The 13182-nt window shown below is 50.2% G+C and carries 6 protein-coding genes; 4 read left to right on the forward strand and 2 right to left on the reverse strand.

Translation table 11 applies throughout. The features are described 5' to 3' along the window. Window positions 1-2223: 2223 nt before the first annotated feature. Window positions 2224-2805 carry a T9SS type A sorting domain-containing protein gene (locus tag A3841_RS20380; RefSeq protein WP_170866212.1) on the forward strand — a complete coding sequence of 194 codons (582 nt, stop codon included), beginning with the start codon at window positions 2224-2226 and terminating at the stop codon, window positions 2803-2805. Between the two features lie 1279 nt (window positions 2806-4084). Next, complete coding sequence (locus A3841_RS20385) at window positions 4085-4816, forward strand: T9SS type A sorting domain-containing protein (RefSeq protein ID WP_170866213.1); 732 nt, start codon at window positions 4085-4087, stop codon at window positions 4814-4816. A 401-nt stretch (window positions 4817-5217) separates the two neighbouring features. On the opposite strand, the gene A3841_RS15120 is transcribed toward A3841_RS20385, so the two are convergent. Continuing rightward, window positions 5218-7107, reverse strand: coding sequence for a CocE/NonD family hydrolase (locus A3841_RS15120; RefSeq protein WP_073853365.1), 1890 nt, complete (start codon window positions 7105-7107; stop codon window positions 5218-5220). 415 nt (window positions 7108-7522) lie between these two features. On the opposite strand from A3841_RS15120, the gene A3841_RS15125 reads away from it, so the two are divergent. Together A3841_RS15125 and A3841_RS15130 are read left to right on the forward strand one after the other, a co-directional pair. Beyond that, on the forward strand, window positions 7523-8299 hold the full coding sequence (locus A3841_RS15125; protein ID WP_073853367.1) for a tellurite resistance TerB family protein: 777 nt from the start codon (window positions 7523-7525) through the stop codon (window positions 8297-8299). A 359-nt stretch (window positions 8300-8658) separates the two neighbouring features. Further along, window positions 8659-9549, forward strand: a complete 891-nt coding sequence (locus A3841_RS15130) for a hypothetical protein (RefSeq protein WP_073853369.1) — start codon at window positions 8659-8661, stop codon at window positions 9547-9549. A gap of 102 nt (window positions 9550-9651) precedes the next feature. Here A3841_RS15130 and A3841_RS15135 read toward each other — a convergent pair whose 3' ends face one another. Further along, entirely contained in the window at window positions 9652-12954 is a 3303-nt protein-coding gene (locus A3841_RS15135) for an amidohydrolase family protein (protein WP_083610384.1), read from the reverse strand. Between the last annotated feature and the right edge of the window lie 228 nt (window positions 12955-13182).

Consider the following 13182-nt stretch of genomic DNA (forward strand, 5'->3'; position numbering starts at 1 on the left):
GAGAGCGGCTCCAGGGTCGCAGTGACCGTAACTGTTAACCCGCTGACAACAGTTAGCTTCACAGGACTCACAGCTGGTCAGATATTATATACCGGGGAAAATAGCGTGACGCTGAGGGGTTCACCTGCTGGAGGAACCTTCACGTCATCAACCGGACGTGGTATTACTTTAACTAATGGGGTTTATTCCTTCTCTCCTTGCGCGGCAGGGGCTGGACAGCATACTATCACCTACAGCTTCACTAATAGTAGTGGTTGCACAAGTTCTGTATCTAGAACAGTTACCGTACGTGAGTCTCAGTATAGGGTGCTGGTAATGTCTACCCCGAAACCATTCTGCCAAGGCGATAATGTGTCGCATGAAGCTTATGTAGTTAGAGATGCAGAGTCTATTATTTACCCATACTTAACTGATGCGAATGGTAATCCAGTAGACGAGAATAATAACCCTATTGGTCCGCAGCAGTTACCTGTTGCTAACCTTAATTACCCTTTCCCTCCAAATACACCTGAAATTATTAAGCAGAATGCATATAGGTATTTTAACCCTATAATTAATAGTGGGGTAAGGGTAAACGATGCTAACTCACCAATTGCATTCACCTATCAGTGGACTAAGAATCAGGATAATATAATAGGTCCTGGTCGGGTTATCTTCGATAACGCAGGTTTATCTTCCCTAGATTACTATGCTGTATATGTTACTTCTTCAGGTACGTGTCCAAGTATGAGCTCTGTTCTATCTAGCAGAACCTATACTTCTCAACTGAATGGTTATGAGATAACACTGAACGCCAGTAAAAATCCGATTTGCCCTGGCGAGGAGGTAACCTTTACAGCAACGTTAGGAGCATTTCCTTCCTGGAGTACCATCAACCTTGTGCTGGAGTGGCAAGTGAATGGGTTTACACAAGCCACCACTAGCTATTCTGGTAACGCAGATGCATTGTCTTGGACAACAGCTGGTCCAAATGGAGGATTTGTACAGGGCGATGTGGTGACTATTGTTTTTAAGTCTGACGTTGATAGTCAGGACCGAGCAAATAGTAAATGTGCGGGAGGGACAAACTCCTCTGCTGTCACAATGAACGTGAACGTTGTGCCATCTATAAGTAGTGTCTCCGTAAGTCCAACTTGCGTAGGCAGTACAGCTACGCTATCCGTAAACGCAGCGGGTACAGGTCTTACTTACCAGTGGTACAAGCGCGCCAGCGATAGTTCAAACAGTTCGGGAAGCCCATTAACTAATGGCGATAGGATTTCTGGTGCCAACGCTGCTACGCTTAACATTGCTAATGCTACCGCTTCTGATGCAGGCTTATACTATGTGGTTGTAACAGGTACCTGTCCACCTGTGCTTACATCTGATGATCTACAGCTAAATGTTACTCCTGCTCCTTTAACACAGACTGTAACGGGAGGCGGAGAGCGATGTGCTAATAGCCCAGGTGTAGCAATTGGCTTATCAGGCTCACAGACTGGAGTAAGCTACCAGTTGTTACGTGGCACAACTGCCGTAGGTCCTGCCGTAGCAGGTACTGGCGCTGCCATTAGCTTTGCTAACCAAACGCAGGCAGGAACTTACACTGTAGTAGCTACCACTGTAGCAAACGCAACAACAGCGGCATGTCCTCAGACTATGAGTGGCAGCGCTACCGTAAGTATCCTTTCAGTGCCAACTGTAACTGTTGATAATCCAACTGTTTGCGAAGGCACATTAGCCACAGTAACGGCAGTGCCAAGCGGAGGATCCGGCACCTACACGTCCTATATCTGGACGGTACCTTCAGGTTGGACTGATGAATTGCCAACTACAGCCAGTTTCCAAACAACAGTGCCTGGTATTTACACTGTTAAGGTTACCGACAGCAGGTCCTGCACTAGCAGTGCAGCAGCAACAAGTACAGTAACCATCAATCCTTTTGTTGATCCTACTGCTGAGGAGTTGCTGGTCGTAAACAATAATGGACCTATTTCTGCATCAAATCCAATCATGCCAGGAGAGTCTATTACTGTAATTGCTAATTCACAGATTAGTGATCTTGGCTTGAGTGCTGAGTATATCTGGGAAATTGGAAACGAAGAGACAAATGAGTGGGGAGAGCCAATTTCAACCAATGACAATTCACTTACCATTAGAGAGGTAGAGCCAGGAGAATTTGATGTAAGGGTGACCATCAACCCAATCAGTAACGGTGAATTCTGCTTTAATCAGTTAGTTCTTGTGACAGCTGCCCCTCTAGTTCCCCTCCCAGTAGAGATCATCTACTTCACGGCGGCTAAACAAGGGCACAATGTGCTGCTGGAGTGGGCCACAGCCTCTGAGGAGAACAACACCGGCTTCGAGGTGCAGGTGTCGCAAGACGGGTTCAACTTCCGTAAGCTGGATTTCGTGCCGACAAAGAACGGCAACACGGTCATCAAGCAGCTGTACCAGTATACTGACAAGGAGAATGGCAAGCGCGGCACCCGCTACTACCGCCTGAAGCAGGTTGATGAGGATGGCAGGTTCGAGTACTTCACTACCAAGGCCGTAACCTTTACGGAGGTGGCCAGCAAGGTGAAAGCCTTCCCGAACCCCTTCACCACCAAGGTAACGCTGGACATAGCAGCCGAGAACAGCGGACAGGTGCAGGTAACCATGTGGAATGCCGTGGGTCGCCAGCTAATGGAGCGCACCGTGGAGGTGGAAGAGGGATTCAACACCGTAAGCCTCGACATGAACGGGAACCTGCCGCACGGGGTATACTTCCTCCGGGTGTACCTGGACGGCAAGATGCACCAGCTCAAGATGCTGAAAGAGTAACACAGAAATTAATAGGGTTTAAAGCTGAAAGAGCCGGGTATTTTACCCGGCTCTTTTGCATTTATTTTAAAATATTTTGGTGCAATATAACACAAGATGTTAATAAGTATGGATATAGGTATATATTATATAGAGTATATCGAATTAAGTATTAAATGAATGGAATATTCATATTGATGATATACTTGTTAAATTTTGATTATTATTAAATTTAAGTGCAATTAATGATTTGTTTAGTCTAAAATTTTAATGCTTATATATATAGCCTATCACTTTTTTGCTTTATACTTGTCTTGTCGAATAGACCATTTCTGTAATTAATAGGTAAAATTTTAAGGCAGTTAGGCACTGCCAGCAGTAGCAAACTGGTGCAATAAGAGGGAGAGCCCACTACTAAGGTTCTCCTAGCCAGGAAGCTTCTAAAGCTGGTAATATCCTGATTTAAAATAGCACGCTCAAAAGCGTGGGTAGCTTTCTATTGCCTAAAGAGTACGGAAGCAGAAGCGCAAAGTATAACCGAACCAATTTATCCAAACCCTTTAAACCCCTTTTTATGAAACGAATTTTTACTCATTCTGCCCGTTTGTTCTGGGCGTTGTTGCTGTTTGCTTTTTTTAGTAGTGCTTATGCGGTTGGACAGGATGCAACACTCATTGATGTTAATCAATTTAATTACACTTTTACCACAGATATAAATTCTGTCACCGTCGGGCATAATATTATTTATGACAATCAAGGAAGAATTGAATACGTGAGGGGTACAACTACGCCTGTTAAAAAAGGAGTTGCTGAGTTCAATAGTGGCCGCTTATTATTAGACGGAGAACAAGGGAATCCCAGGGGGCTAGATATGTATATAACAACCACATCTCAGATAAATTTGTACCCAAGTAGCAAATACACCCTTAACTACGACGAGATTTACACTATTGCGGGAAATCATACTATAAATGTTTCAGTAAGTTATTTATATACCATAGATGGTGTAGAGAGAGAAGAGGTTGTGGAAAGCAGGGACTTTAGTCCCCATACAAATGTTGTGTCTAGAGTGTTCCTATTGCCGGATGTAGATGAGGTACGAAGTAATGCCAAGTTTAAAGTTAATGTGCGAACCTCGAATAATAATGGCTTATACTACATTGATAATTTAAGGCTTGTAAGATCATGTACAAGTCAAGAATCATCAACAACATCCTCAATTTCTGCTTCTGATGATGAAAAAACCTTTACAGCTAATGTAACTAACATGGGAGATAACCCCACATTTAAGTGGGAAATTATGGAATTCGGTAAAACAGTTTGGGAGGAAGATCTAATTCAAGTTGGTCCTGTTTATAGAGTTAGTGATGCCAAGCCGATAACAGATATAAGGTTCACGGCTACAGCTTCTCCGTCTTCTTTATGTCTGCCTGATGGGTATTCCAGAACGGAATCATATAAAATTACCCCCCTCCCAGTAGAAATCATCTACTTCACGGCGGCCAAGCAGGGCAACAACGTGCTGCTGGAGTGGGCCACGGCCTCTGAGCAGAACAACACCGGCTTCGAGGTGCAGGTGTCGCAGGACGGGTTCAACTTCCGCAAGCTGGACTTTGTGCCGACTAAGAACGGCAACACGGTTATCAAACAGGTTTATACTTTTAAAGACACTGAGAATGGCAAGTATGGCACACGCTACTACCGCCTGAAACAGATAGACATGGATGGCAAATTCGAGTATTTCACCACCAAGGCCGTGAGTTTTGGTGAGGTGAGCAGCTACAGCCTGAAGGCTTCCCCGAACCCGTTTGAGAGCGAGGTGACGCTGGAACTGAACGCCGACGAGGCCGGCAAACTGAACGTGCAGGTGCTGGATGCTATGGGCAGATCGGTGCTGACAAAGCAAATCGAAGTGAGCAAAGGTCGCTCGGTAGAGAAACTAACATTATGGCAGTCGCTGCCGAAAGGTATCTATTTCGTCCGCACCGAAATGAATGGCATCGCCAACAATTTCAAGCTATTGAAGAAATAGAGTAATAGGGTTTAAAGAAAAAGAGCCGGGTTATTAGCCCGGCTTTTTGCATTTGTAAGGGTAGGGGGTTTGTAGGGATAGGTCTTGACCTGTCCGAGCGACTGGCTGAAACAAAATTAGCCCTGGTCTATACGCAAAGCTGATTCGGACATCCTTGTCCGGATCTTTTACTGCCGCGGACATCCTTGTCCGCGTTTCTGAAGTACCGGGTCCAACCACCCCTGCCCCTCCTTAGCCAAGGAGGGGCAGGGGTGGTTGCTTTGGCTAAAGTATAAATTCCATAGCTGCTGTTCTTGCGCGGACAGGTCGGGACCTGTCCGCACAAGTTAATCCTACAAAATAGATGAGCCCGCTGCATTTTAATGCAGCGGGCTCATACTTTATACTTCCTCAAGTATACTTTACAGCACTTTTACCTTCAGGCTGGTGGGTTGCTGCGGCGAGTGGTATACTTTGTGGGTAGCCTTGATGAAATCCTCCTCGTTGGCTTCAAAGATGTTATCCACGTACTTCTGCGGGTTGCGGTCTATGAGCGGGAACCAGGTGCTCTGGATCTGTACCATTACACGGTGGCCTTTCTTGAAAGTATAGAGGACATCCTGCAGTTCCACGTTTACCGCCGTTACCTGGTTTGGCGTGAACGGCTCTGGCTTCTCGAAGCTGTTGCGGAAACGGCCGCGAAACACCTCGCTGCGCACCATGGCCTGGTAGCCGCCCATGGCCTTCTTCGGCTGGTGCGGGTTTGCCTGCGCTGTATCAGGGTACACATCGATCAGCTTCACTACCCAGTCGGCGTCGGAGCCGGTGGTAGCCACTTTCAGTTGGGCCAGAATCTCGCCTGCCAAGGTCAGGTCCTCGGTCAGCACATCCGTCTGGAAGGTTAGTACATCGGGGCGGCGGCTGGCGAAGCGCTGGTCGTCGGTCATGTACTCGCGCGTCATGCCAACGGTTGTGGCCTCTGTAAAAGGAACCGGTTTGGCCGGGTCGGAGATAAACTCGCTGGCTTCTGTTTCTCCTGCTGCCGGAGTCTCAAAGCTGAGCTTGCCGTTGGCGTGCAAGTATAAGGCGCGCTCCTGCGCCTGCTTGGGCGGCCATACTTCAAACTCGCGCCAGGTGTTGTTGCCACCTTCAAACATAATAGCTTCTGGTAGTTTCACAGGTTGCCTGGCGTTGTTTTTCAGGTAGTGGTTGAAGAATTTGGCTTCTACTTCCTTCAGGTACCAATCGGAGTTGCCCTGCCCAAAGTATACATTGCCGATGTTGGAGCCGTCGGTGCGGGCCCAGCCGCCATGTACCCAGGGGCCCATCACCAGCATGTTCGTCAGCTTCGGGTTGTTCTTTTCGATGGTCTGGTAAATCTTGAGTGGTCCATACAGGTCCTCGGCGTCGTACCAGCCGCCCACCGTCATCACGGCAGGGCCTTTTATGTTTTTGAGGTGCGGGAGGATGTTGCGTGCCTGCCAGAAGTCATCATAATTGGGGTGCGCTACGATATCGTTCCAGAACGCCACATTGCCTTTCAGGTACTTCTCGTTCGCGTTCTTGAGCGGGCCCATCCGCATAAAGAATTCGTAGCCATCCGGAGTACCGTGGTCGAAACGCGGGTTGCGCTGCGTGGTGGGCTCGGGGCGTGGCAGCCCGAAGCTGGCCAGAAAGTTAAAGGCGTGCGGCAGGAATAAGGCGCCGTTGTGGTGAAAATCGTCCCAGAACCAGTCGGCAATGGGTGCCTGCGGCGACACGGCCTTCAGGGCGGGGTGGTTGCTCATGAGCCCGGCGGCGGCATAGAAGCCGGGGTAGGAGATGCCCCACTGGCCCACGCGGCCGTTGTCGCTATCGAGCTTTTTCACCAGCCAGTCCACCGTGTCGTAGGTATCGGTGCTCTCGTCTTCATCCTTTTTGCCTTTCTTTTTGGTCAGGTGCGGCGTCATGTTCACAAACGCACCTTCCGACATGTAGGTGCCGCGCACATCCTGGTACACAAAAATGTAGCCTTCACGCAGCAGGTTAGGGCTGGGGCCGAGGCTGGTCTTGTAGCTTTCACCGTAGGGGCCCACCGAGTAAGGCGTGCGGTTCATCAGGATCGGGTACTTCTTGCTCTTGTCCTTCGGCGCGTATACCACCGTGAACAGCTTTTTGCCGTCGCGCATCGGGATCTGGTACTCGGCCTTTTCGTAATGCTGGCGGATGTAGAGCGAATCTTCATTTACCCGCTGGGCCATACTTTGCAGCGCACATAGGCACAGGGCCAGCAGCAGCGCAAAGGGCCGAAGCAGATCTTTTGTTTTGGTCATAGGTGAGATATAAGGGTGATGAAGTATGGATTAAGCTCTGAAGGTAAACAATCTAAGCTTTAAATGGTATGGCTGCGGCAGCAAGTATAAACGCAAGTATAAAACTGTGTTTATATAGTATAACCTATATATATTTTATGTTGATTTTATTATATTGTGGAATGCTAAACTTATAAGGTAATCATCTGTGAAAACAAAGAAAAGAACGAACATGCGCTACCTGCTGCCGTGGCAATTGCTGTATATATTATTTCCGGTTGGGATGATGTGGTGAGAGGCTTTGAAGATGCACAAGACGGCAAGCCCCATAAGTATGAACAGGCCAAGTAAAGTATAAATCCTGATCCGGTGTAAGTCGTGCTAACTTAGGTTTATACTTCCGCGTTTAACCAAAGCATACCAAGCATGAAGACAAATGGAACAGGAACAAACCACTTTACTAAAGGATTACCCGATACAGGAAAAGGGAGCTTACTTCTGCGCACTGGCCACCATGGCCTCTGCCGACGGACACGCCTCTGACGAGGAACTGGAGTTTCTGGACATGATGGGGGAGGCGGCAGAGCTGCCTGAGAACCTGCGTCAGGAGGTGGAGCAGGTGGCGAAGAACCCCTCGCAGGTGAGCCTGCAAAAGTGCCTGGATACGCTGAAAAGCAGTCCGCTTCGGTTCTCGCTCATCACCGACATCATCAGTTTTGCCAAGTCGGACGGACAGTATACCCAGGAGGAGCAGCAGCGCATCGAGGAAATGGCCACCTATTTGGGCGTGGACCACAAGCAGTACAGCCTGCTGGAGCAGTACGTGGAAAAGGCAGGCGAGGCGCAGCAGCAGGGTGTGGACCCGACTTCGCAGAGCTTCCTGAACAAGAACGGCTTTGGTGATATGTTCAAGAATGCCGGCATCTCGCCGCAGATGGTTAAAGGCATGCTCGGCATTCTGGCCCCGATTGTTATCGCTAAAATGATGGGTGGCCGGCGGAGCAAGCGCTATGGGGGTGGCATGATGGGCGGTCTATTGGGCGGCTTGCTTGGCGGAGGCATGATGGGCAGAAGATCCGGAGGCATGGGCTCTATGGCATCTATACTTAGCGGGCTGAACGGCCGCAAAGGCTACAGCAGCATGGGCTCCGGTGGTCTGGGCGGGCTGCTGGGAGGAATTCTGGGCGGAGGCAAACGCCGCGGCGGCTGGTAAGCTTCAGAGATAAAGAGCCACAAGTATAAAAGGTATGGGTTTTGAATAGCTTATACCTTTTATACTTTATACTTACTGTAGCTCCACCTGTATCAGCCGGCGCAGGTACTCTTCCTGCAGCAGCGCCCGCTCCAGCACTCCTCCCAAAAAATAGAGAAGGTACACGTAATCTAAGTATCCCTGTAGCATTACTTGATCTTTTCAGGACCCCAATAAGCCGCTTATATTTCCTGTTTAATCGTTAGACAGGAAATTTTAGTAGCTTGTGAGGTAAATCGGTTGCTGGCAGCGGCAAAGAGAAAGGCAGGAAGGTTTCTGGAGCGAATACAATCGGTTATAAGCAATCAAAGGTTATTAGGATGGAGGTTAAGGATAGCATAGTTTTCCTGGCAATGGGCGAAGTATATGCCCGCCAAGCAGTATACGCTATTTTATCCCTGCTGAAAGTATACCGCATGCGTTTGCCGGAATCGCTACGTATTATTATCTATACTAACGCTCCTGAGTACTTTTCAAGCTTAGAGGATATTAGTTGCCTGGATGTGGTTTACCTGAATGAGGAAAAATTTTGTGCCTGGAAGGGGGCAGGGAATCAGTTATTCAGAACTAAGATTAAGTTGCTACAAGAAGTAAGGGAGACTGTGGAAGGCAACATTCTTTATGCCGATACGGATATTGTTTTCTTTAAAAGAATCGACCACCTCTTTCATTTATTAAATCAGGGTAACTGCATCCTTCACACAAAGGAAGCCGCACTCTCTACAGCGGGTTTCGATGCATACCGCACCAGCTTTTGTGGCAGGCATTTGACCCTGACATCCGGATGGAGTATCTATATTAGCGACAGGCATTACATGTGGAATGCCGGAGTGATTGGGCTGAGCCCTGAGAAGTATAAGCTGGTAGATGATGTATTAGAGCTTAATGACCGTTTGCTCTTAGTAAATAACCTGAGGTTAGTGGAGCAACTGGCCTTCTCTGTAGTCCTGGCCGAAACTTGCGATGTAATGGAATGTCACAACAGGATTTTTCACTATTGCTGGAATGATGGGAAAGACAAAATGGATGAGCAGATCAAGCGGCTCTTGAAAGACACTGAGGGTGAAAGGATAGAAAGGAAAGTTCTTAGAATGAATCAATACAGAATATATTACCCCTCAACTAAAGACAAGCTGCTATACTTCTCTAGACCCAGAAACCTATTAGCCATGCTGAAGAGGAAGTTTTTGCTGCTACAGAACAATCACTGAAGTCCAGCTGCTGACAGGAGCTTGAAAATTGGAAGACAGTAAAAGCAAAAAGCGGCTGCCCCATCCGGAGCAGCCGCTTTTTTATACTTTATACTTTAATGCTTAATGGCGGCAAGTGCAGTGTTCACCGGCGATGCCCTCAAAGCGGGTGTTGGTGCCCTCATGCCAGTCGAAAGCAGTGGCATACTTGTCGCTTTCCCACCAGAACTTGCCCGGCTGCTTCGTTGTGTTGCCGATCTCAGCCATCGTGGCGGCGTCATACAGGCGGCCGTTCACCATCGTGTACTTCACGTGTTCCGAGTTCCGGATGTTCTCCAGCGGGTTCTGGTCCAGCACGATCAGGTCAGCCAGCTTACCGGTTTCCACCGAGCCCAGGTCGTGGCCCATGCCAATGTACTCAGCGCCGTTCAGCGTGGCAGCGCGAAGGGCCTCATGGTTGGTCATGCCGCCTTGCTGCAGCATCCACAGTTCCCAGTGCGCGCCCAAGCCCTGCAACTGGCCGTGCGCTCCCAGGTTTACCTTCACACCGTTATCCGACAGGGCTTTGGCCGCTCTGGAGGTGGCCATAAAGCCATTTTCATACTCCTCGTCCGGCACCTGTGTTACAAAGCGGGAACGACCATCGATGATAGAGCGCGGCGTGAACTTGAGCAGGCGGTCTTTCTCCCATACATTGGTTTTCTGGTACCAGTAGTACTCGCCGTTGGTGGCACCGTAATTCACGATCAGGGTAGGCGTGTAACCCACGTTAGAGGCTTTCCATACTTCCAGCACATCCTTGTAAAGCGGTGCAACCGGAATGTTGTGCTCCACGCCCGTGTGGCCGTCCAGGATCATGGTCATGTTGTGGAAGAAGGTAGAACCGCCCTCCGGGTACACGCTCATGTCCAGTTCGCGCGCTGCCTGAATAACCTGCTGGCGCTGTTCCCGGCGCGGCTGGTTGTAGCTCTTCACCGAGAAGCCACCCACAGCCTTAATGCGGCGCAGGTGCGAGCGGGCATCGTCCAGGCTGTTGATCACGGCCTTGAAGTTGCCATCGGCACCGTAGAGGATGGTACCCGTAGAGTAAATGCGCGGACCAACCATAGCGCCCGACTTCACCGCCTCCGACTGGCTGAACACCATCTCGGTCGTGGAAGAAGGGTCGTGGGTGGTGGTAACGCCGTAGGCCAGGTTGGCGAAGTAGGACCACTGCTTCTGCGGGCTCATGCCCAGGCGGAAGGTGCCCAGGTGCGCATGCACGTCCACAATGCCCGGCATAATGGTTTTACCGGCAGCGTCGATCACTTTCGCATCGTTTGGCACGCTGATACCTTTGCCCACCGCCACAATGCGGTTGCCGTCCACTACAATCTTACCGCCCTCAATCACTTCATCGCCTTTCATGGTGATGATGCGGGCGTTTGTGAAGGCAACTTTGCCCTGTGGGATATCCGTTTTCAGCTCCAGGCCGATCTTGGTGCCTGTGGTATCGATGGCTGGCAGTTCTTCCGGTGCACCGGCCACAAAGTTAAAGCGGTTTTTCAGGTCGTTAGAGAAATACTCATCGCCCAGCACCCAGTTGATCTTCTTGCTGTCTGCGGACCAGTGGATGCTCGTGCCGGCGTCGCGGGTGAAGCGGGCCACCGGAACAGCCTTGGTATCAGCACTCAAATCGAGGCCGGAACCGTTAGCGGTAAATGGTGCGATGTAACCGTTAAAGAGCTCCACAAAGCCGATCCACTTGTTGTCCGGGCTAGGATAGAACTGGTCGGTATACTTGGAAGTATAATGCGTCTGCTCGTTCTTACCACTCAGGTCCACGCTCTTGAACGCAAACTTGTCGCCCTCGCGGCCGGTGAAGAATATGCGGTTGGATGTGGCGTTGAATTGCGGGTTAGCGCCGCGCTCCTGTACCAACGTGGCTTTCCCGCCATCGGCTGGCATGTAGAAAATGCCTTTCTCCTTGCCATGCGCGTAGCCCATGTGGCTGTTTCCGCCCTCTTTGCTGTAAAGTATAAACTTACCGTTCGGCGAGAACTGTGGCGAAGTATAGAAGCCTTTCTCTGTGGTTAGTCTGGTTGGCTTGCCGTTTTTCCTGCGGATGTCGAGCTTGTAGAGGCCTCCGAAGTTATCATCATTCCAAGTGGCGTACACCAGGTGCTTGCCATCGGGGGAGAAGGAGGGGTAGAACTCGAAATCCTGGCCCTTGGTAATGCGCTCCGGCTTGCCGTTTGGCAGCTCTTTCTTATAGATATAACCCGCCGCGTTAAATACCAGCGTTTTGCCGTCCGGCGAGGTTACGGCATGGCGGATAGCCTTGGCTGTAAACTTATCAGGTGACACGCCGCCGTTCTTGCTGTGGTCGTGGCGCACGGCATCGGCAAGGTAGTGTGTGGCAGTGGCTTCAAACGGAATGTTCGCCACCTGCTTCGTCGCCACATCCACTTTGTTGACCTTGCCATCAGCCCAGAACACGATGGATTTGTTGTCCGGCGTCCAGGAAAAGTATGGATACACGCCGAAAATGGCCCAGGCTTCCTGCTGGTCGTGGCTCAGCTGATCGTAGATCGGCCACTCTTCGCCGGTTTTCAGGTCGTGCACAAACAGCACCGACTTGGTACGCACGCGGCGCACAAAGGCCACCTGCTTGCCATCCCTGGAAACCACCGGACGCACCGCGCCGCCGTTGCCGGATACCACGTTCTCGATCTCACCGGTGTGGCGGTCCACCCGGCGGATCACGTAGATCTGGCCGTTCGGGTCTTTGTTGTACTCAAAGTTAGAGCCGCCGCTCATGTCCTCCGAGAAGTATACATACTTGCCGTCCGGCGAGGCAAAGGGCTCTCCGGCATCCTGCTGGTCGTTTTTGCGCTTAGTTAGCTGGATGCCTGTGCCGCCTGTGCGGTGGTACATCCACATCTCGCCGGCCCCCAAAGAGCGGGTATTGGTGAAGTGCTTACGCGCGATGATGTACTCTCCGTCCGGGGTCCAGACAGCGTTGTTGAGCAGACGGAAACTTTCGTTGGTGATCTGTTTGGCCTCAGAGCCATCACGTTTCATGATCCAGATGTTATCGCCGCCACCTGCATCCGAGGTGAAGGAAATATACGTGCCGTCGGGGCTGAAGCGCGGCTGCACCTCGTAGGGGCGACCGGTTCTCAGGAGTTTGGCTTTGCCGCCGGAGATAGGCATGAGGTAAATATCGCCGAGCATGTCGAAAACGATCTCTTTGCCATCCGGGCTTACGTCAACGCTCATCCAGGTGCCTTCGTTGGTGGTGAAGGAGACCTCTTTCTGAGGACCGTGTTCGGCATCCACCTGCCATTTAGCGTCTTCTTTCTTTTTTTCCTGAGCATGTGCCGCGCCGAAAGGGAGAGCAAGCGCCGCAGCCAGTACCACGCTCAGATAGGTACGTTTCGTCATCAGTAGATTGGAGATTAGTTAGTTTGAGCCTCTAAATTACACATTTGCGGGCACAGACAAAATTACCTGAGACGAAGTAACAACAGATATAGGTAAGGAAGGAGTGATTCAGGACAAAACGACATTTGCGGTCATCTCCTGAACCCGGGTTTTTAGGATTGGTGGTTTTATACTTTCAGGGCATGCCAACCTTAGCTTGTCACCCGCGCCAGCCGCCCTTAAAGTATA

This window comes from Pontibacter flavimaris (genome assembly GCF_001907195.1).
GTDB classification, from domain to species: domain Bacteria; phylum Bacteroidota; class Bacteroidia; order Cytophagales; family Hymenobacteraceae; genus Pontibacter; species Pontibacter flavimaris.